Raw genomic sequence first — 20,338 nt, forward strand, 5'->3', positions numbered from 1 at the left:
ATGCCTGTTAACACGCAAGTCATTAACCAAAGACAGCTCTCCTGGCTGGTCGGATCGCTGCTGATCGGCGGCGGGCTGCTTAGCATCCAGCATGATCTGGTCCGGATCGCGCGTATGGATACCTGGTTCGTCTATTTGCTGCCTACCGTTTATATCCTTTTCATCGCATACGTGTTTACACAGCTCAGTATGCGGCTTCCGGGAAAGCATCTTTTCGAGATCAACTTTATTTTGTTCGGCCGCTGGTTCGGCCTGCTCGCGAACATGGTGCTGCTGATCCATCTATGGTTCATCCTGCTGCGCGATCTGCGGATGTTGGGCAAATTCATCGGCACGCTTCTTCTCCCGAACACCCCCGAGGAAATGCTCGTTCTGCTCCTCGTCGTCATGCTTATGTTTTACGGCCGGACCAGTGCCGAAGTGATTTCCCGGGTCAACGACTTGTTTTTTCCCGTGTTCTTCGCGCTCACGTTAATGCTGCCTTTCCTGTTATCCAACGAAATGAACTTCCATTTACTGCAGCCGATCCTGACGACTCCGCCTAAACAGCTCGGATACGCAGGCCTTCTCAGTATCGGCTGGTACGGGGATATCATCATTGTGGGGGCATTTTTGCATATGATCTGGAATTCCAGACAGATTCACTGCGCCCTTCGGCACGGTTCGCTGATGGCTACGGCGCTGCTGTCGCTTTTCCTCCTTATGGAAGTTGCCGTCCTCGGGCCAAACATTCCCGGCAACCTGATTTACCCGGATTACAGCTTGGTGCAGCACATTCAAATTACGGACTTTTTGGACCGGATGGATTTGCTTATTCTGAGCATCTGGTTCCCGATTATCGTCTGCAAGATAATTTTCATTTATCTCGCCTTCCTGATCGGGATCACCAGCCTGATCCGACAAAGGGACTACACACTTATCAATTCCCCGGTCGGCCTGTTTTTGCTGCTGACCACGATTCTCGCCTTCAAGAGCACGCCGGAGGTATTCAGCTTCGGCAATTACAGCTCGCCCGTGTTGGTGCTCAGCTATCAACCGGTGCTGCTGGCGGCCATGCTCCTGCTCATGCGAAGATTCCCGAAACGAAGCCCCGAGCACCATGGGGAAGGATCTTCTTCGGGAAAAACGCAGGGACATGACCGGAACGGGATGTCCAAAGGGGGAAATCGCCACCCGGGAAAACAGTTCGGCTCGCGTCTGGGCGCGATATCAGGCCGTACCTGGCTGCGGGCCGGCAATGTGCTGCTCGCCCTCGGATTTGTTTTCGTCGGCGCGGGCCTTATCTTCAGCCGGAACTATGCGTTCATCGGCAAGCTGGCCGGTTTCGGCTATGCCTTCGTCCTGGCGTTATTGCTGTTCGTCACGCACATGGAGATGCGGAAAGCCAAGGACCTCGCAGCGAGGAGCTCCCCCAATTCGGCGCAAACGTCATGACTCGGCACGTTCGATCCAAAGGATCCGGCCCAAAGGGATGAGAATGACCAGTTCCTCCTCTTCTTCGGCCCGGTTTACGAGCAGCTCGACAAAATCGGTCCCGGTGCGGAGCAGATCCGCCTCGAATATGTCGGCATACGCTTTCCTGACGTTTACGCGGGGGCCCTCCTCCTTCTTCCGGACATCAAAAAGGACGATTTCCTGCATGGAGGCGGGCACGAAGTAGCGCTCATCCACCCGGATAAACCGTTTGCCGACCTGATTCAGCACGCCCGCTCCACTCTCGAAGCCTTCGGCCAGCAGAGCGATATCCCGCTTCAGATGAAGCGTCAGACGTTCCAGCAGGTCCATGCGGGTTGTATGTAAAAATGACAAGCGAATCCCTCCATCATACACCAAACTTTTACTATTAGGTATGTGTATGAGAAAGGAAGACATTTCTTGACCGGCCTCGCCGAATAACAGCCTCGGACCGAGACTGATCCACCGAAAGGAGCCGTCATGAAGTTCACGTGGTTTCAAAGCAAGCTGACGTTCGTCATCATTCCCGAGGCGAACGGAAGCGTGGTACGCCTCAAGCTGTCCCGCACCTCCCTATGGTGCGCAGCCTCCCTTATGCTGCTGCTGTTCGGGACGACCTGCATTCTTTCTATTCGCGGCCTGCACTCCACCGTTTCCGTTTCGCTAAAGTCAATGGAGATGAAGGGGCGGACGGTACAGCTGGAGCAGGATTTACACCGGAAAAACGCAGCCATCGAACGGCTGCAAAACGATATTTATGCGCTTTCGAAACAAGCCGAGGAAGTCCGGAGCCAAATGGAGCGGATGAAGCGGCTTGAGCAGGATTTGCACAAGCTGGCTTCCGCCAGCGTCGAGCGTCGGGAAGCCGGCGGACCGCCGGTATCCGCAGCCGTTTCTGCCGGCACAGGGGGGATGGGCGGCGAAGCGTTCCCCGTCACCGAGGGGCAGACGCACGAGCTGGCCGCAGCCACGGGAGCTCGTTACACGGAGCTGCACGCCGAGATGAAGGAGCTCGCCTCCCGGCTCGGGCAAACGAAGCGGCAGCTTCAGGAGAAGCAGGAGCGGTGGCAGCGCACGCCCGATATATGGCCTACGTTATCCAAAGTCGTTACCTCCCCTTACGGCTACCGCAAAGACCCGTTTACGAAAAAGCTCAGCTTCCATCGCGGCATCGACATAGCAGGCAAGCTGGGCGATCCGGTCTATGCGGTTGCGAGCGGCGTCGTTCACGCGGTCGCCTATGACAAGCTGCACGGGCATAACGTCGTTATCGAACACGATAAAGAGCTGCGGACATGGTATATGCATCTGAACAGCGCACAGGTGAGTCGGGGCGATAAGGTCGATAAAGGACAGGCGATCGGTCAACTGGGAACAACCGGCCGAAGCACCGGACCCCACCTTCACTACGAGGTGCTGCTTAGCGGCAAAAGCACCGATCCTGCCCCCTATATGCCAAGCGATAATCGAAAAAAGGAGAGGAACAAGTGATGTTTCGAATGAACGGTTGGCGAAGCCGGTCTTCGCGTTCCGGGCGCTCCGTCTCGCTGATCGGCGAGGGAAGCGTCCTCGAAGGAGCATTCCGCTCGGAGGCCGACGTGCGCATCGAAGGCGAGTTTCAAGGCGTGCTTCAAGCCGCAGGCGAGGTAGCGGTCGGAGCGAAAGGAATTGTTCGCTCCACCGATCTACGGGCCCGCGACGTGGTCATCGCCGGCAGGCTGGACGGACGCGTCGAGGCGGAGGGGGTCGTCCGCATCACCCCGACGGGCCGCTTAGTCGGCACCGTTCGCGCTGCTACGCTAATTATCGAGCCGGGGGCCGTGTTCCAAGGCCAGAGCGAAATGGGCCAAACGCCGCAGGAGGATGCGTCTCTTGTCATAGCCGTGCTATAATGAAGAGAAAAGCTTTTTGTTATTGAGGTTGAATGACTTCTTTCAGGCTGCGTCCGGCCTGCGAGAAAAAAGGCTCGCCTTCACTCAGACACGTTTTTCACGAATCCTTGGATTCCATTTTAAGCAGATGGGATTCGTGAAAAAAACTCGCGGCGATCCTTTTTTCTCTCCGGCCTCTTGGCCTATGCAAGAACAAGGCATTCAAAAAAACAACAAAAAGCTCAGAGAGAGTAGGAGACATCGCTATGACTAAAACGCAGCAGACGATACTGTTTGATATGGACGATACGCTTCTGTTTTGCAACAAATTTTTCGATATGGTGATCGACCAATTCGCGGACCAAATGGAAGCGTGGTTTCACGGCTACCACCTGTCCATGGACGAAATCAAGAAAAAACAATCGGAAATCGATTTGGAGCGGGTGCTTGTCAGCGGCTTTGCGCCGGACCACTTCCCCCAATCGTTCGTCGATACGTACGAATATTATACCGATTTGATGGGCCGGTCCAAAAATGACGCGGAAGTCAAACGACTGATCGAGCTCGGCGCCTCCGTCTACGGTCACAGCATCGAGCCGTATCCTTACATGGAAGAGACGCTCCGCATGCTCCAGCAGGACGGCCATACGCTTCATCTGTACACCGGAGGGGACCCGACGGTGCAGATGCGCAAGGTAAAAGAAGCGGAGCTGGAACGGTTCTTCGGCAACCGGATCTATGTCACGCGCCATAAAAACGCCGAATACCTTGACGGACTCATCCGCGCGAACGGCTTCGACCGGAGCAACACCTGGATGATCGGCAACTCGCTTCGCACCGATATTATCCCGGCGCTCAAGGCGGGCATTCACGCCATTTTCATGCCTGCGGAGCTGGAGTGGGCCTACAATCAGGTCGAAGTGGACGTTGAACCTGCAGGCGCTTATTTCACGCTATCTTCCTTGCGGTACATCCCCGAAGCGATTCGCGACTATACGGCCGCGAAAATCGCCGCAGGCTCCTGACCGCCGCCGAATACCGGACCGGAGGCCCGCATGCTCATCCCGACCCTTCCCGAACCCGCGCATGATTTGCCGGGAGCCCCCATACAATGTTGGGGAAAGGGTGATGAGAATGAGCAGCCTCCACCGGATCGTCGAAACCGCCACCGATCGTTTGATGCAGATGCTGCTGACGCGGCAATCGCAGGACGGGACGTGGCGTTTTTGCTTTGAAAACGGGATCGTGACGGACGCGTATCTAATCCTGTTATTAAGATCGTTAAACGTAAAGGACGAGAACCTTATACAGCGTTTAGCAAACCGGATTTTATCGAAGCAGGAAGCGGACGGCGCATGGAAATGGTTTTACGACGACGGGGACGGGCATTTGTCGGCGACAGTTGAGGCTTATGCGGCGCTGCGGTATGCCGGGCTGCCCGCTTCCAACGAGGCGATGACGCGGGCGAGACGATTTATTTTGTCCAAGGGCGGCCTGCGGAACGTCAGCGGCTTGTTGACCAAGACGATGCTGGCTGTCATCGGCCAGTATCCTTGGCCGAGGCCGTTCCCCTTTCCGCCTGAATTGCTGCTGCTTCCCCGGTCGTTCCCGCTGAGCTTTTACCGCTTCTCCAGTTACGCGCGCGTGCATTTGGCCCCCATTGCGATATTGGGCGTCCGGCAGTTCACAGTCAACACGGCGGGGACGACCGACTTGTCCGAGCTGCTGCCGGCCCGCGAGCGCTGGTCGGCGCATGCCGAGGGAAGGGATGTCGGGGAAGACCGGCGCCTCGCCGGCTGGTGGAACGACATTCAACGCGCTCTGCATAAGCTGCCCTACCTGCCGCAGGAGCTCCGCCGAATGGCGCTCCGGCAGGCCGAGCGCTATATGCTTGAGCGGATCGAACCGAACGGAACGCTGTACAGCTATGCGTTCAGCACGATTTTGATGGTGTACGCGCTGCTGGCGCTCGGGTACGACGAACGGCATCCCGTCATCGCAAAAGCGGTACAAGGGCTGATCTCGCTCGCCTGCGAACCTGACGGGCAGCTTCACATCCAAAACTCGCCCTCCACCGTCTGGGATACGGCGCTCCTTAGCCATGCGCTGCAGGAAGCGAGGCTGCCGGCCTCGCATCCGGCGATCCGGCGGGCGGACGCCTACCTCCTCTCGCGCCAGCACACGAAGCTCGGCGATTGGAGCGCCGATGTCGCGAACCCCGTTCCCGGCGGCTGGGGGTTCTCGGACGTCAATACGATCGTGCCGGACGTGGACGATACGACCGCCGCGCTGCGGGCGCTGCGCCGAAGTCCGGGGCGGCCCGAGGCCGGGTATGGCGAAGCAAGAAGCCGCGGCCTTCATTGGTTGCTGTCGCTGCAGAACGACGACGGCGGCTGGCCGGCCTTCGAGCGGAACAAAAATTCCCCGCTGCTCGCCGCCCTTCCCGTTGACGGCGCGGAGGCGGCGGTTGACGCTTCGTCCGCAGACCTGACCGGACGCGCGCTGGAATATTTGGGCACTTGGGCGGGACTCCGCCAGGAGCAGCCGTTCATCCGGCGTGCCGTCCGGTGGCTGCTTGACCACCAGGAGCGGAACGGCTCCTGGTACGGCCGTTGGGGCATCTGCTACATTTACGGCACATGGGCCGCCGTAACCGGACTCGCGGCCGCCGGGGTTCCGCCCGATCAACCGGAGCTGCAGCATGCGGTGCGGTGGCTCGCCGGCATCCAAAACCCGGACGGCGGCTTCGGCGAGTCGTGCCGCAGCGACCGGGCCAAAATCTACATCCCGCTGGGTGCCAGCACGCCCTCGCAGACCGCCTGGGCGCTCGATGCGCTGATCGCCGTGCATCCGGCGCCGACCGATGCCATCAACCGGGCGGCGCGTGCGCTGGCGGACATGCTGGAGGCCGGGGATGCCTCCTGGCCGGCGAAGTATCCGACCGGAGCGGGATTGGCCGGGGCGTTTTACGTGCGCTATCACAGCTACAACGCGATCTGGCCGCTGCTGGCGCTGGCGCATTATAGGAACAAATACGTCCTGACCGTACGAAAGCCAACGAACAGGAGACTACATTCATGGAAAAAATCCTAATCGCAGACGATGAACGGGACATTCTGACGTTCATGGAGGACGCTTTGACGGATGAAGGCTACGCCGTGCTGACCGCTTCGGGCGGCGAGGAAGTATTCGCGCTTTTGAAGAAACAGCCCGATCTGATCATTCTCGACGTGATGATGCCGGGGCTCGACGGCTGGGAAGTATGCCGCTCCATACGCCCGCTGGTGACGTGCCCGATTTTGTTTCTGAGCGCGCGCGGAAGCGAAACGGACCGCATTCAAGGGCTGATGGTCGGCGGGGACGATTATTTGGTGAAGCCGTTCAGCATCCGGGAATTGAAAGCGCGCGTACAGGCTCATTTGCGCCGGGAGCGCCGCAGCGAGACGCGGGCGAGCCGGTCGATCCTGCACTTCGGCGAGCTGATGCTGGATTTGGACGCCTATCAGCTTCATTACCGGAACCGGACGATTCCTTTAACCGCCCGGGAGTTCGAGATCGTGCAGCTGCTGATGATGCACCCGAATCAGGTGCTGTCGAGGGAACGCATCTACGAGAAGGTCTGGGGCCTTGAAGCCGAAGGCGACTCGGCCACGGTGACCGAGCACATCAAGAAGATCCGGTCCAAGCTGGCGGAGGCGGACCCGCATACGGAGTATATCGCCACGGTCTGGGGAGTCGGCTATAAAATGGGAGCCGGCGCATCATGAACAAGCTGACGTTCCGCAGCCAATTCGGCGTCGCTTTTCTACTCGTTCTGCTTCTGAGCTTCGCCTGCTCCATCGCCGTCTGGGGCGCAAGCACTTATTATATTTTCACGAACAAAAAGGCCGTACGCCCGGCAAACTATTACGAAAAGCAAATTCCCGAAATTACCAAATACGCCCTCGGGCAAAAGGAAGCGCTCTTGACACCCGCCTCCAGAACCGCTCTGGAGGAGCACACTCCTGCGGCCGGCATCCAATATCAGGTCCTTGATGCCCAGGGCAAACTTCTGTACGGCACGATGGATAAAAGCTACATTTCTTCCAAAGAAGAGTTGTTGTCGAAGATGAACACGAACGAGCGTGTTAACGGGAAGATCGTGCTGTACTATCCCGTATCGGATGCCCAAGGCGGTCTCGCCGGCGCGTTCGTGCTCCGCTACGATTTAAGTTTGGTCACGAGCAACGCGGACCAGCCTATGGCTACGTTTTTACTCATTGTTACCAATTTGGCCGCTCCGTTCGTCTTCATTATGCTGTTCACGTTTCTGTTCGCACGAAGGCTAGGAACCCGGCTGAAGCCTCCGGTCAGCCGATTGACCGACGGAGCCCGCCGAATTCAGCAGGGCAATCTGGATTTTACGTTAGCGGATGTCGGCGGCTCCAAGGAATTGGCCGAATTGGCCTCCGCTTTCGAGGAGATGCGGCGCGCGCTGCACGATTCGCTCACGGCCCAATGGAAGATGGAGCAGCAGCGCCGTGACATGGTGGCTGCGATCACGCATGACCTGCGCACGCCGCTGACGATCATTCAGGGGCACGTGGACAATCTGCTGGAAGGAGCGGCCCAACGCCCGGACCGACTCCCCCGCTATTTGCGGACGATCCAGGGAAATACGGAGCGGGCAGCCCGCCTGCTGGACGAGCTGACGACGATATCGGATATCGAACACCCGGATTTCACGTTGTCTCCCGTCGCCTTCGAGCCCCTTCCGTTCTTCGAGCGTAAGCGCGATGACTACAAGCTGCTGTGCGAGAGCAAGCAAGTTACCTTGCACCTGGACACCGACGGCTTGCCGCCCGATCAACCGCTGCGAATCGATTTCCTCCGGCTGGAGCAAATCATGGACAACCTGATGGCCAACAGTATCCGTTTTACCCCGGAGGGCGGCGAAATCCGTTGGCGGATCGGCTATCGGGACGGGCGGCTGCACTTCGAGGTGAAGGATACGGGACGGGGCTTTAGCGTGAACGACCTCGCGCATCTGTTCGAGCAATTTTACCAGGGGGACCCGTCCCGTTCCGAAGAAAAAGGCCACGCAGGACTCGGGCTGTACATTGTGAAGAAGCTGGCGGAGAAGCATGACGGTCATGTCGCCGCGTCCAACCGACCGGAAGGCGGCGCAAGGATTTGTGTCACGCTAAAAGAGATGGCCTCCGCCTAATCTAGCGGGGCCATCTCTTTTCGTTATCCTGCGGATTTCGCCTTGGAAGCGGAAGGATTGTTCCAATACGTGAATCCTCTCCAGAGCCATTCGAGCGGTCCGATCGAAAACCGCTTGAACCATAAGCGGCTCCACACCATCTGCGCCCCAAACACGGCCAATGCCAGCAGCAAGCCTACCGCAGGCCCGACCTTCCCGTACCAGCCCAGCCCATACCCGTAAAACAGCAGCGTGCAAACGACCGACTGTAGAATATAGTTGGTAAACGCCATCCGACCGACCGGAGCAAAGAGCGACAACGGGCTATGCTGCGGAGACCGCTTAAACCATAAAGCGACCAAAGCGATGTAACCCAAACCGAGCAGCGGCGAGCCCAGCAGCACCCCAAGCAAGGTAAACACGTTTTTCGCCCCGGCGAAGGCGGCTTGATCGGGCAGCAGGACAGCCGCGATATTCGTGATCAGCCCGAAGCTGCCCGCCCACCAGCACAGCTTTCGCAACAATCCGGCATGAGCCGAAATGTCGTGAAACACACGGCGTTTGGCAAAATAAGCACCGAGCAGGAACAGACCGAGAATCTGCGGATAAAACGTAATCATGTTAAAGAAGCTCATGATCCAGTCTCCGAACCGCTGCTTGCCGATTTCGGCAAACGTGCCGCTGCCGTATACCAGTTGATCGTGTGCAATCATTTTTTGTGCGCGTGCGATCATTTCCGGCGAGAGCTTGGGGGTGGCCGGCGCTCCCGTTGCAACCAAGACAGTCGGAAGCAGCAGCAGAAGGCCGATGGCCCAAATGAGCAGCGTCCTTGGCCGGCGTTTATGGAACAACAGCAAAATAAATCCGAGCAGCGCGTAATGCACCAAAATGTCCCCGAACCAGATCAGGATTCCGTGGATCAGCCCGAAGACAAGAAGCGCCAGCAGCCTTCTGGCGTACAGCCGCCCGAACCGGTTCCCTTTCTGCTCCGCCCGTTCCTTAAACAGCATCATCCCGTACCCGAACAGGAAGGAAAACATGGCCATAAATTTTCCGTCGACAAAAATTCTTTCCAGCATCTTCACCGCTTGGTCCCAGACCCCGGGCCACTGCTCGATCTGCATTTGAATCGCCTGCAGCGAGCTGCTGTAAAAGGTCATATTGACCAACAGGATGCCGAGAATGGCGATCCCCCGGACGATATCGAGAAGAACGATTCGTTCGTTGGCTGAAGTTGGTTTCATGATAAGGCTCCTTTCGTCAATCCGATCTTTCAGCCGGATGACCGGCTTGCTCTTATCATAGCGGCCAATTCTAAGAAATTTATAAAGCCGGACGAAAGGAGCCATGCAAAAACCCCGGAATCGCCATAGCGACCCGGGGTTTCGGGAACAAGCCTTATTTATAGTACGACGTCGTTAACGGAACGACATAGCCGGCATCCGATTTCATCTTTTCGAAGTAGATGAACAGCTCTTTTACCCCGCTGATATCGACTTCGATCGTTTTCATGCCGTCTTTTACGGCAACCGATTCTTCTTTCAGCAGCGCTTTGGTTTGGCTGTCCTCGATCTTGATCTTCGGGATATCCGCGCCGACCGCGCCGATCTGCAAATACAGCTTTTGGTACTTTTTATCCGGGAATAGCATGAACGAGCCCGAACGAACGGCATCCCGCACATTGTACAGGACTTCCTGATAATCTTTGTTCGCATAGGTCGTCTGCTTTTTATCCTTGGAGTAGTCCGCATCGGAAAACCTCTGCGTTTTGATCGCCACGCCCTCGGCTTTTTCACCAAGCAGGACGGTGCTTGTCTCCTTGTCGTAGTCGACGGCTACGTTCAAAGCGCCGGCTACGGCCCGTACCGGCAAGTACGTGTTGCCTTCGTAGGTAATCGGCAGGATGGCATTGCCCTGCTCGTCGTTCAGCTGTACCGGCTGTCCGTTGACCTTGACTTTCAAATCGCCGTTCAGGTAGGCTTTGATTTCTTGAAGGTTCGCTCCAGCGTACACGCCTGCGCTTGCCGTAAGCAGCAGGGAAAGGCCGATCATCGATGCTGCGATCTTCTTGTTCATTTGAATTATTCTCCCTCCAGGTTATCAAAGGCAAGACCGGTCTTCCGAAGCAGAGCTGTGATGTCATGTTCTATCAAAATACCGACTTGACCTACTATTTTCCAGCATCTATTTTCCCAGAAAATTTGTCTATTTTAGGGCTTTTGCCGCTTTTTTGTAAAATATCGGATTCACGCTTCTTCGCGCCTGGTCCCGTCCTGTTCGTCCCGGACCGGGATCGCGAACGATACCGTCATGCCTTCGCCGGGCTTGCTATGGATAGATAAGCCTCTCCCATATCGCTGCTTCAGCCGTCGATTCGTATTGGATAGCCCGATTCCGCCTTGGCTTTTCGTCGTCAGATTCAGCAGCTGGTCAGCTCGTTCTTGTTCCATCCCAATGCCGTTATCCTTGACTTCAATAAGTACGGAGCCCTCGCGGCGGACAATCCGGATCATTACCGTACCGCCCTTCCCTTGGCGAAGGAGGCCGTGCTTGAGCGCATTTTCGACAAGGGGCTGGATCGTCAGCGGAGGAAGCATCAAATCCATATCGGGCTCCACCTCCCACACGACGGATAATCTGTCGCCAAACCGTTCCTGCTCGATATACAGGAAGGCTTTAACAAGCTCCAGCTCATGGGAAAGCTCCACCAGTCTGCCCGAATTCAAAAAATCGAAGCTGATCCGCAAATACGACGCAAAGGCGTCGGTTAAATCGCGCATTTTATCCGGATCGATGTCGCTCAGCACGATAATCGCGTTCAGCGTGTTGAACAGAAAATGAGGATGGATCTGCGCCTGCAAATAAGCGGCTTCCATGCGCAGCCGTTCGTTGACGGATTGCTTCAGCGTCGTTAACGACCAGATGCGGTACTTCAGCTCGAGCGCATCGACCGGCTTGGTTACGTAATCGTTGGCCCCGGACAAAAATCCGGTGTAAATGTCCGCAGGCTGGCTTCGGGCGGTCAGCAGCAGCACCGGCAGCTCCGAAATGGAATAATGAGCCCTCACCCGCCGTGTCAGCTCGTAACCGGACATATGCGGCATCATGACGTCGGCAATCAGCAAGTCCCAAGACTCCGTGTCGAGCAATTCCAACGCTTCCCGGCCCGACGAAACGGTCCTGACATGGTACGGCTCCGTAGAGAGGATGCCGACGAGTACCTTCAGGTTGACCGGATCGTCATCGACCGCGAGAATGTTCATTTTGTCCCCGGCAAAGGAAGGCGCTGCGGACGTCAAGTCGGGCCACACGCCGCTTAGGTCCCCGGATAGACTCACCGCTTTCTCCTCTTCAGCATTGTGCGATGCCGGAGTGTGCTCCAGCGGAACGCCCGACAGGACGGCCAGCGGAAGCGCAAAGCCGAATACGGAACCCCGCCCCGGTTCGGAGCGAACCGTCAGCTCGCCGCCGTGCAATTCCACCAGCTGCTTGCAGATGCTTAAGCCAAGGCCGATTCCCCCGCTGCCGCTTCGTCCGTGAGGCCCTTGCTCATACGGCAAAAAGATGCGCGCCTGCGTCTCTTCATCCATGCCGATACCGCTGTCGGAGACCTGAACGACCACCAGCTCGCCACGGGTTTCGGCGGAAATGACCACCGTTCCTTCGTCCGTGTATTTCAGGGCGTTATGTACCAGGTTGAACAAAATTTGCACAAGTCTTTTTTCATCCGCCCATACCGGCGGCACCGTATCCGCAATCTCCATCTTTAGCTGAACGGGTTTGGAGTCGGTGATAAACCGCAGCATCCCGGCGACGCCGGAGGCGACGGCTTGAATGCGCAGCGGCTCCTTCTGCAGCACGATGCGCTTGTCCTGGAGCTGCGCCACGTCGAGCAGGTCGTCGAGCAGTTGCGACATCCGGCGGCTGATCGTGATCAGCAACTCCATGTTCTCGAAGCTGGCGCGGTCCATGGCATGCTTCTCTTTGGCCGCAACGGTCCGGGCAATATTCAAAATGCCGTGCAGCGGCGTTCTCAGCTCATGCGACGTATTCGCAAGGAACTGGTCCTTCAGCTTGTCGGACGCTCGCAGCTGCTCGTTCAGCTTGGCGTTCTCCTCGGCGTTGCGGAAAAACCGCTTGAACCAGTAGGCCGAGAAGCAAATAATGGCTGCGATAATGTCGATCGGATAGTAGACGCTCACCACTGCGGTATATCCCCAGGCGATGCTGGATCCGATGCTCATCGCGGCAAACAGCAGGAACAAGGCGTCTTGATCGTTTCTGGCCACTTTGCGGCCGAGCAGAACCAAGAACCAGACTACGGGAGCGAAATAAAGCAAAGAAAACACTTTTACGTATATCGAATCGTAAATAAGCGGCGGGGAGGCGGCAAGCAGAAACGCCGAGTAACTTCCCAGCACGGCGCCATAACCGCGAAACCATCGGGTAGCGGAGGCAGCACCGTCAAAGTTTCTGGCCAGAAGCAGCATGAAGAAAGGCAGCCACAAGTAGGAAAGCAGCTTGATTTTCAAGCCCCAGACGAAATTAAGCGGCAGCCACAGCATAAGCAGGTTATCGTTATCGGAAACGACCGAAATGCCCGCGTCCGCAAGCAGCAGGAAAAAGATAAGGAGCACCTTATGGCGCGGGTTGAACAAATACAGAATGATGGCGTACAAGCCGTGCAGCAGCAGCACGATGAAGGTAACGAGCTGGAACCCGATGGAATACCAGCGTTCATAGTCAATGGCCGCCTGCGAGCCGAAACGAATAGGCTTTAAAATACCTCCGTTCACCGGGCTTTCATAATTGGCTGCACGTACAAGCAGTTCGATTTCTTTCACATCGCCCTGCTCATATGTTGCGGTGTAGGAGACTTTTCTCGGTTCGTATGCCCCGGCGTTCTCCGCAGGCCGGCCAATTTCGGCTGCCTTTCGGCCGTTAATTTCGATAACGGACGAGGCCATAATCTCCTGAATCCAGAAGCCGTATGGCTGGCTTAACGGCTGATCGACCAGAATGCGAAGCCGGTACGTCCCGTAGCCGAACGACGATTTCGAGCCTTCCGGCATGCCTTTGCCCCAGTCCCCAGGAACTTGGACAACATTCGGATGGCCGGCAGACGGACTCCTTAGGTCTTCATGGGAAAGGAAGGCGCCTGGGTAAAATTCCCACTCGCCATCCAGCATAAGGGTGCGGGAATGCTCCAGATTCCAGCCCCGCAGATCCAGCACGCCTTGAACCGCACGGGGATGCTCCGGAGAGCCATAGGCCAGAAACCAAAACCAGCGAAGGCCAAAGAGAACGGAGATGAACAATAAAATAACGGCACTCACTTTGAGGGCGTTTTTGTTGGATGTCTGCGTCATAGGTGTAAATTTCGACAAGCGTTCCTGCTTTCCTTTTGCCCCGTCGAATTAAAATGCTTCGATGTCGCCGGGGCCTAAGCACTATTGTTCCTCCAACGCCTTCGCAGCTCTCCATTCGGGCCAGTTGAATTCCGTCCATGAGGCGGGCTCCCCGCTCTCGATGCGGCTTCGGAAGCTCTGAAGCGCTTCGTCTACCCCTTCAGCGTCCGGATGTTTCCGTTTCAGCTCCAGTAGCAGCGGAACGACCTCGTAGCCCAGGCTGCCCAAATAGGCGGCGTCAAGCCTGCCTGTCGCCTCGTAGCGCTGAATGTTGCCCCGTGTCACCGCCGCATCGACGCCGAAGTAATTGACGATGACGTACGCCGTCACGGTGACGGCCGCATAGCAGCGAAGCAGCGGCAGACGCTCCCGCCACAGCTTGACGAGAGCCAGCACGAACAGCACCAGCAGAAAGAGCATGAACGCGTGCACGAGCAGCCGGGCCACGGTATAGCCGTAAGCCTCCTCGTACATCGAGAGGCGCAAGTAGGCGGAGCTCAGCATAATGCCGGTGCAGCCGACGAGCACTCCGAGCAGCGCGCGCAGAAACCGCCAGGCGGCGGGCCCCGGACGTTTCACTCCGTACAGCATGATCATTAGAACGGTCAAATTGATCAGCGTAACGACAACCAGCTCGGCAAAGCCTTTTCGCGCATAGGATGCGTAAGTAATGCCATCCGGCAGCTCGGCGGCTCCGCCTCCGAAGAAGTACGAAAACTGCACGAAGGCGAACAGCAGGTATACGGCGTTCAGCACAACCAGGACGGTGGCTGCGACGGTCGCATCGATGCGCGGCACCGCCGCCGATGGCGTACGGGCGGCCGCCGGAGCGATTGCCGGAGTGTTTGCTGAATGCTCCGAGCCTGTGGCAAAGTCTTCTTCCTCCGTGGCCCAGCGCGACCAAGGCTTCGTTTGAAGCAAGCCCTGCACGTAAGCGAATAATCCTGTCGCGATGCAGGCGATCCATAAGGCGCGAAACAGCGTCTGGCCGAGCTCCAGGCCGCTTGTCAGCTCCGGCAGCCGGGCCAGCGCGCGATCGAACATGGAATCGGCCGAAGCCAGCAAGGCGACGACCGCAAGAAGTAGCGGGATCGAGACGATCAGACCGATCAGCACCTTCATCAGCTCTTGCGAGCGGCCTGCTTTCATCCTGAACGATAAGGCCCGAAAAGCGACGACGACCGGCTGAGGCACGTACCTGATCGTTTGCACGAATACCTGATCAAGCAGGCGGAGGATGAACGGCGTCTTCGGCCGCTCCTCCGACATATGCCACGTCGTGTGCGCCACAATCAGCAGCGGCACTGCCAAAGCGTTAAAAACGAGCAGAAGCAGGTTCGAATGCGCGACATAAGTAAAGGACAACAAGAGCACGGGAACGGCCAGCGCCATGGACGGCTCCAGCCTCAGCTCCCGCTTCTCCCGGACAGCCCAGTAATAATAAACGTAAAATAATAACACGAACAGCGGAAACGAGACGCCCCACGTTTTTCCGTAAAACAAATAGTGATGGACGACTGCGCAGCCTAGCGCGGCAAGCAGCAGCTTTCCTTCGTTCCGGACCGGAACGGATTCCGTCTTCATAAGCTTCCCGAGCCTCCTCTAAGCTTATTGCAGCAGGGCCGCCTCATGCTTGCTCTGCCGGATTCGCCGGCTCCATTGATTAGCCCATTGACGCAATTCGTAAGGACTTGCTTGTTGTATAGGATCGATATCCCCCACGAGGTCTCGTAAAATTTCTTCGTCGTCGACTTGCAGCAGGTCAAGCAGGTCCTTTCCGTGAATACGCCCATAAGCGAGCCGGGCCAGCGCAAAAACCGCCCTGCGCATTTCCTCGTCGGTATATGCCGCGTTCACGGCCGCTTCGGCCTCCGACAGCAGTTGGTCGCCCCAAGCAACCGTAAGCGGAAGCCGCTTTACCCCTCGAATTTGCTCTTGATCGGACCATGAAGGACAGTACATCCGAATTCCTCCTCGTTATTGAACTATTTTCCATTTCGCTATAATTTTGTCGAATTGTCTATCCACGTTTATTGTAACTTGAAAAACACGAATAAAAAGAGTAAATTTTGAAATGTAAATTTCATATTTTATCAGAAACCCCGGAGGTTGCTCTATGAAGCTGGCAAACCACTATATCCGCCTTCGCGAACAGTACCCGCATATCGCCGAGCAGCAGCCACACCTCGTCCATCTCGACGAACTGGCGGCCGTTCTCGGCTGCACGCACCGCAATGTCGTGCTACTGCTCAAAAAAATGCAAAGCGAAGCCTGGCTCGATTGGCTGCCGAAGCGCGGGCGCGGCCAAAAATCCGCCCTGACGTTCTACAAACCTGCGGAGGATCTCATACTCTCGATCGCACAAGACCTCGTCGAGCGCAAAGATTTGCGGGGCGCGCTCGAGCAGTTGAACGTCTCTTCGCCCGAAGGCTCGCTCAGGGACAGCTTCCACCGCTGGTTGGCCGGTTATTTCGGCTACAGTAGCGAAATGCAGGGCAGCAAGCGCTTCGATACGCTGCGGTTCCCGCTCACCCAGTCGCTGCTGTCGCTCGATCCCGCCACGACCAATTTCCGGACGGAAGCGCACCTCGTGCACCAACTGTTCGATCCGCTTGTGCGCTACAACCGGCTGACCCAAACGATCGAGCCGCATATCGCTCACGCTTGGGAGGTGAACGAAGCGCGGACGGTCTGGACGTTCCATCTGCGCAAAGGCATCCAGTTCCACCACGGCAGGGAATTGACCGCAGACGACGTCAAGTACACATTCGAGAGGCTTAAGCGGCTGGCGGTCGGCGCGCTGTATAGCTGGGTACACCGGCAAATTGACTGCGTGGAAGCGGTGGACCCGATTACGGTCAGCATCCGGCTGTCCGAGCCTTGCGAGCTGCTGCTTCAATATGCCGGCACGAACCGCGCCTCCATCGTCCCGGCCGAGCTGTGCGAGGAGCTGGGAGACCGGTTTGCGCTCGCCCCCGTCGGCACCGGTCCGTTCAAGTTGACGCACTTAGATGCGTCCATGTGCGTGCTCGACGCTTTTCCCGCCTATTTCCAAGGCCGGGCGCACCTCGACCGCGTGGAGCTGTGGCATATTCCCGACATGCAGGTGCAGGGCAGCGAGCGGACACTGGAAAGCTTTCAGATTATCCACAACTATCGTCTGCCCGACGAAGCTTCCGAAACCTGGCAGCAGGTGCAGCAGCCGGGGGCGACGTGCCGGTTCCTGACCTTTAACCTGTTGAAGCAGGGACCGCTCAGCGACCCTGCGCTGCGGGGCGCGGTATGCGCCGCTTTGAACCGCCGCAAGCTGCTTGAGCGGATCGGCGGCGACGCCATCTATACGGCCGACAGCTTCATCGGCCACGGACACGGAAGCACGGCGCCGGAAGCGGAGCCGCTTACCCACGAAACCGGCCGCATCCGTGCGCTGCTTAAGCGCTCCGCCTATGATGGCCAGCGGCTGACATTGTGCACGATCACGCACTATGAGCCGGATGCGCTGCATGTGCAGGCGCTGCTGCAGGAAGCCGGCTTTGCCGTGGACATCAAGCTGCTGTCCGTGGAGGAGTTCAAGAGCGAGCAGCGGCTGCACGCCGATCTGCTGCTATTCTCCATCATGCTCGACAATGATGCGGAGCTGCGGCTCATCGACTTGTACAAAAGCATGCAGAGGCATTTGGAGCCTGCGGTCAAAGCCAAGGTCTCCGCCCTGATGGAGGAGGCGCTGCGCGAGCCGTCGTCCAGCCGCCGTTCGGCGCTGCTGCAAGCGATTGAAGCGCATTTGACCGCCAAGCAGGTGCTTCACTTTTTATATTTCAAACGGTTGAAAACAATCTATCATGAGTCCGTCAAGGGGATTTCGCTGGACGCGCTGGATTGGGTACAGTTCAAAAACATCTGGTTTAAGTCGTGACTGGCGATTGCGTTTTGGGGCTTTGATAACGCGGGATTATAATCCGGGGCTTCTACGAATACAGTAGTAACACAACCTTAGGTTCGAAAGGGGACCCGAGCGACGTGAACAAGCCGAGCCATTTCGTGTATCGCAACGCGAGATACGGATTTACCCTCCGTTTCCCGACGTGGTGGAGGACGTATGCGGTCATCGACCGGCGGAGACAGAACAGCGAAACGGAGAACGAGCTGCATTTCCGGTTCAGGTACAAAGGCAAAGTGTATGACGACGCGCTGGCCATTCTGGTATTCCGCATGACACGCCAGGAATGGAACCGCGAAGGCTACGGCGATTCGCCGCTCGTCTTCCTCGCGGAGCATGGCGGCCGCGTGTTCGCCTATATGACGCCGGAGGAGCTCCCGGAAGCCTTCTACGATCCGAAGACGAACGATTACGATTACAAAAGGTACGGGGCGGCCATCCGCTTGCTCAAGCGAATGGTCAATCAGGACGCTCCCCGCATCGCCGGTTCGATCCGCTTCCTTCCTCAGGCGAATACGGCCCGCACGGTTCCTTACCGTGCAAAGTGCGTTTGTAGCGCCCGAACCGGGGCCCGCGGCAAGCAGCGCTGCCGGAACGGGAAAAGGCGCCCCGCCTCACACCGCTATTGAAACATTCGCCGGCCGGCGCCTCCCTTCCGAGGTCCGGCCGGTTTTATTGCGGTTACAGCCGGGTAAGGGTTTCGTAGGGGACGCCTTCGCCCTTGCCGCTGCGCAACTTTCGAACGAAGGCATGCGTCCATTACGTTACACACACCCTCCCCGGTTAACCGGACGAAAGGAAGTGACGACGATGGTTTGGCGTTTGCTGCTCTGCCTGCTGCTGCTCGTACTGCCCGCCTGCAATGCCAAAACGGACCCATTGAAGACAGGAAATACCGTTATCGATTGGGTGGATTTCGTCAAGCTGGACGGAAAGGAATATAACGGGGTCTATGAAGCGGTGGCCGCCTCCCCGGACGCCGCGACGGATGAGGTCGTCGGCACCGTGAAGTTCAGGGTCGAGGGAGCCGTCACCAACCCGAGCTATGCGACGAAGGACGGGGATGCGGCGTTTTTACAGGAAGGCACACGCCTTTATGCCGTCAAAGGGTACCCGGACCACTCGCTGATTGCCGCCAAGGCGGACAACGAAGTGGGCGGCTACAAGCTGTACAGCGTAAGAAACGCGGATGGCAAGCTTGCCCATACCTGGAGCTACAAGGACCTGCCGGCCGAGCGGGTGATACGAATCGACGTGTATGTCTACTCCAAGCAAGCGGACGCCTGGCAGCGGTTCCGTTCGCTCGAAAGAGCCGATACCGGGCTGTTCATGGAGCTGCTCGGACATGGGCAAAAGAAAGAAAACTACCGGCCGGCCGTAACCGGCGAAGACCCGAAAGAGTACCGCGTCGTGTTTCAAACCGGCGAGCCGGTCGCGCATAAGCAGAGCTTGTTTCGCGACGACAACTACTACTACTTCCATCCGTCGGACACGGAAGTGCTGCCGGAGGAAATGGGCCGGTTCCTGACGCCGCGGATGCCGCAGTCATAGTGGCGCTCCTCTTCGGTTCTTAAGGAATTCCGCAGCTTCCAGCCCCGAGGCGGCCGCAAAAGGCAGTCCGCCTTCCTAGGAGCGGTCCCGCTTTTTGCGGCCGTACGTTCTCACCCGGGAAAGCGTCAGCTCCTCCGGCGCGGGCGGGGCCGCAACGGCTTTTGCGGCAGCGGTTTCCTGCGCATTCCATTCGCCTGCTGCGAACGCCTCGGGAACGCCCCCGACCGCTTCGTAGGCGGAGCGGCTTTCCAGCCGGAGCTCCAACTGCTGCACCCTTTCGATAAGCCGGGCAACTGTCAGGTCCAGCCGGGCCGTCTCGAGCCGAAGCCGCTCCAGTTCCAGCTTCGGCTCCAATTCGCTCTCCGGCTCCGCACGCCCGTCGCTTCCCGATCCGTTTCCCTCGGGGTTATGCGTCAATGCTTCAAGCTCCTGCGGCGACAACAAGCTTTTCAGGTCCTTTCCTACCATTTCATTTCCGCCTCCTTGGATTTACCTTAACGCGATTATACCTTTGGACGTGACGTGCCAAACGAAAGTTACGCCTGAATTTCCCATCCTTGTAAATGACTAAAAACGACATGTCCGGACATCGAAACGACACCTGCCATAAAGCTGCGAAAAGGGCGACTGCGTCCATCGACGCCGTTCGCCCTTTATTTCGTTGTCTTCATGACAGGTTCTTGGAACCCATCAACTGCCGTTCCGCCTCTCCAGCCGCCTCGCGAAAACTTGCATTTCGGATGTTGCACTCTTATACACAAAAACGAGGCACAGCTCTCTCTCCGTCTAAGCCCCAGGTGTGGCAATTTCATGAAATTGTTGGCAAATATTATGTTTTATCTTATCATCCCATTCTTATTATAGCAATTCTTGAACACTCCCACCACCTGCGCTAATGCCGCTGAGGTAGGGGATTCTTGCGAACAGAGAA

Annotated in this window: 17 protein-coding genes; 10 read left to right on the top strand and 7 right to left on the bottom strand. The window is 57.4% G+C overall.

Features of this window, described 5'->3' with window-relative positions:
* On the top strand, positions 1–1,434 hold the full coding sequence (locus ET33_RS35110; protein WP_036693718.1) for a GerAB/ArcD/ProY family transporter: 1,434 nt from the start codon (positions 1–3) through the stop codon (positions 1,432–1,434).
* Here the strand turns inward: ET33_RS35110 and ET33_RS35115 are convergent.
* The gene (locus ET33_RS35115) at positions 1,429–1,809 is read right to left on the bottom strand and encodes a hypothetical protein (protein ID WP_200879278.1); all 381 of its coding nucleotides are present in this window, start codon (positions 1,807–1,809) and stop codon (positions 1,429–1,431) included. The two genes, ET33_RS35110 and ET33_RS35115, sit on opposite strands and share 6 nt — an antisense overlap.
* 126 nt (positions 1,810–1,935) lie before the next feature.
* On the opposite strand from ET33_RS35115, the gene ET33_RS35120 reads away from it, so the two are divergent.
* The 6 genes from ET33_RS35120 (at position 1,936) to ET33_RS35150 (ending at position 8,532) form a co-directional block, all read left to right on the top strand.
* Entirely contained in the window at positions 1,936–2,946 is a 1,011-nt protein-coding gene (locus ET33_RS35120; RefSeq protein WP_036693724.1) for a M23 family metallopeptidase, read from the top strand.
* The gene (locus ET33_RS35125; protein ID WP_200879279.1) at positions 2,946–3,347 is read left to right on the top strand and encodes a bactofilin family protein; all 402 of its coding nucleotides are present in this window, start codon (positions 2,946–2,948) and stop codon (positions 3,345–3,347) included. Before ET33_RS35120 ends, ET33_RS35125 begins: the two co-directional genes overlap by 1 nt.
* A gap of 245 nt (positions 3,348–3,592) precedes the next feature.
* On the top strand, positions 3,593–4,351 hold the full coding sequence (locus tag ET33_RS35135; RefSeq protein WP_036693731.1) for an HAD family hydrolase: 759 nt from the start codon (positions 3,593–3,595) through the stop codon (positions 4,349–4,351).
* A 109-nt stretch (positions 4,352–4,460) separates the two neighbouring features.
* Entirely contained in the window at positions 4,461–6,419 is a 1,959-nt protein-coding gene (shc, locus tag ET33_RS35140) for a squalene--hopene cyclase (protein ID WP_051776091.1), read from the top strand.
* Entirely contained in the window at positions 6,404–7,093 is a 690-nt protein-coding gene (locus ET33_RS35145; RefSeq protein WP_036693734.1) for a response regulator transcription factor, read from the top strand. The genes shc and ET33_RS35145 overlap by 16 nt, the downstream gene beginning before the upstream one ends.
* A complete protein-coding gene (locus ET33_RS35150) occupies positions 7,090–8,532 on the top strand; it encodes a sensor histidine kinase (protein ID WP_036693737.1) in 1,443 nt (480 codons plus the stop codon). The genes ET33_RS35145 and ET33_RS35150 overlap by 4 nt, the downstream gene beginning before the upstream one ends.
* Positions 8,533–8,555: 23 nt before the next feature.
* On the opposite strand, the gene ET33_RS35155 is transcribed toward ET33_RS35150, so the two are convergent.
* The 5 genes from ET33_RS35155 to ET33_RS35175 form a co-directional block, all read right to left on the bottom strand.
* A complete protein-coding gene (locus ET33_RS35155) occupies positions 8,556–9,755 on the bottom strand; it encodes a DUF418 domain-containing protein (protein WP_036693764.1) in 1,200 nt (399 codons plus the stop codon).
* 154 nt (positions 9,756–9,909) lie between these two features.
* Positions 9,910–10,587 carry a stalk domain-containing protein gene (locus ET33_RS35160; RefSeq protein ID WP_036693740.1) on the bottom strand — a complete coding sequence of 226 codons (678 nt, stop codon included), beginning with the start codon at positions 10,585–10,587 and terminating at the stop codon, positions 9,910–9,912.
* Between the two features lie 170 nt (positions 10,588–10,757).
* Positions 10,758–13,880 carry an ATP-binding protein gene (locus ET33_RS35165; RefSeq protein WP_407668140.1) on the bottom strand — a complete coding sequence of 1,041 codons (3,123 nt, stop codon included), beginning with the start codon at positions 13,878–13,880 and terminating at the stop codon, positions 10,758–10,760.
* A gap of 81 nt (positions 13,881–13,961) precedes the next feature.
* Positions 13,962–15,503: a DUF4153 domain-containing protein gene (locus ET33_RS35170; RefSeq protein ID WP_036693744.1), complete on the bottom strand. Its 1,542-nt coding sequence runs from the start codon at positions 15,501–15,503 to the stop codon at positions 13,962–13,964.
* A 24-nt stretch (positions 15,504–15,527) separates the two neighbouring features.
* Positions 15,528–15,881, bottom strand: a complete 354-nt coding sequence (locus tag ET33_RS35175; protein WP_036693746.1) for a hypothetical protein — start codon at positions 15,879–15,881, stop codon at positions 15,528–15,530.
* Positions 15,882–16,035: 154 nt separating this feature from the next.
* Here ET33_RS35175 and ET33_RS35180 point away from each other — a divergent pair, with 154 nt between their 5' ends.
* From ET33_RS35180 to ET33_RS35190, 3 genes are all read left to right on the top strand, one after another.
* Positions 16,036–17,832 (top strand): ABC transporter substrate-binding protein, encoded by a 1,797-nt coding sequence (locus tag ET33_RS35180; RefSeq protein WP_036693748.1) that lies wholly within the window; start codon positions 16,036–16,038, stop codon positions 17,830–17,832.
* Between the two features lie 104 nt (positions 17,833–17,936).
* The gene (locus tag ET33_RS35185; RefSeq protein ID WP_036693749.1) at positions 17,937–18,485 is read left to right on the top strand and encodes a hypothetical protein; all 549 of its coding nucleotides are present in this window, start codon (positions 17,937–17,939) and stop codon (positions 18,483–18,485) included.
* A gap of 181 nt (positions 18,486–18,666) precedes the next feature.
* A complete protein-coding gene (locus ET33_RS35190) occupies positions 18,667–19,407 on the top strand; it encodes a hypothetical protein (protein ID WP_036693751.1) in 741 nt (246 codons plus the stop codon).
* Between the two features lie 75 nt (positions 19,408–19,482).
* Here the strand turns inward: ET33_RS35190 and ET33_RS35195 are convergent, their stop codons facing one another.
* Positions 19,483–19,875, bottom strand: a complete 393-nt coding sequence (locus ET33_RS35195; protein WP_036693753.1) for a hypothetical protein — start codon at positions 19,873–19,875, stop codon at positions 19,483–19,485.
* Positions 19,876–20,338: the final 463 nt, after the last annotated feature.

This window comes from Paenibacillus tyrphae (assembly GCF_000722545.1).
In the GTDB taxonomy this organism is placed as follows: domain Bacteria; phylum Bacillota; class Bacilli; order Paenibacillales; family NBRC-103111; genus Paenibacillus_G; species Paenibacillus_G tyrfis.

Excerpts from the sequence above, each read along its gene's own strand:
- ET33_RS35160 (WP_036693740.1), bottom strand. The coding sequence starts at position 10,587 with ATGAACAAGAAGATCGCAGCATCGATGATCGGCCTTTCCCTGCTGCTT.
- ET33_RS35175 (WP_036693746.1), bottom strand. The coding sequence starts at position 15,881 with ATGTACTGTCCTTCATGGTCCGATCAAGAGCAAATTCGAGGGGTAAAG.
- ET33_RS35145 (WP_036693734.1), top strand. The coding sequence starts at position 6,404 with ATGGAAAAAATCCTAATCGCAGACGATGAACGGGACATTCTGACGTTC.
- ET33_RS35150 (WP_036693737.1), top strand. The coding sequence starts at position 7,090 with ATGAACAAGCTGACGTTCCGCAGCCAATTCGGCGTCGCTTTTCTACTC.
- ET33_RS35155 (WP_036693764.1), bottom strand. The coding sequence starts at position 9,755 with ATGAAACCAACTTCAGCCAACGAACGAATCGTTCTTCTCGATATCGTC.
- shc (WP_051776091.1), top strand. The coding sequence starts at position 4,461 with ATGAGCAGCCTCCACCGGATCGTCGAAACCGCCACCGATCGTTTGATG.
- ET33_RS35170 (WP_036693744.1), bottom strand. The coding sequence starts at position 15,503 with ATGAAGACGGAATCCGTTCCGGTCCGGAACGAAGGAAAGCTGCTGCTT.
- ET33_RS35195 (WP_036693753.1), bottom strand. The coding sequence starts at position 19,875 with ATGGTAGGAAAGGACCTGAAAAGCTTGTTGTCGCCGCAGGAGCTTGAA.
- ET33_RS35180 (WP_036693748.1), top strand. The coding sequence starts at position 16,036 with ATGAAGCTGGCAAACCACTATATCCGCCTTCGCGAACAGTACCCGCAT.
- ET33_RS35125 (WP_200879279.1), top strand. The coding sequence starts at position 2,946 with ATGTTTCGAATGAACGGTTGGCGAAGCCGGTCTTCGCGTTCCGGGCGC.
- ET33_RS35135 (WP_036693731.1), top strand. The coding sequence starts at position 3,593 with ATGACTAAAACGCAGCAGACGATACTGTTTGATATGGACGATACGCTT.
- ET33_RS35120 (WP_036693724.1), top strand. The coding sequence starts at position 1,936 with ATGAAGTTCACGTGGTTTCAAAGCAAGCTGACGTTCGTCATCATTCCC.
- ET33_RS35165 (WP_407668140.1), bottom strand. The coding sequence starts at position 13,880 with ATGACGCAGACATCCAACAAAAACGCCCTCAAAGTGAGTGCCGTTATT.
- ET33_RS35190 (WP_036693751.1), top strand. The coding sequence starts at position 18,667 with ATGGTTTGGCGTTTGCTGCTCTGCCTGCTGCTGCTCGTACTGCCCGCC.
- ET33_RS35110 (WP_036693718.1), top strand. The coding sequence starts at position 1 with ATGCCTGTTAACACGCAAGTCATTAACCAAAGACAGCTCTCCTGGCTG.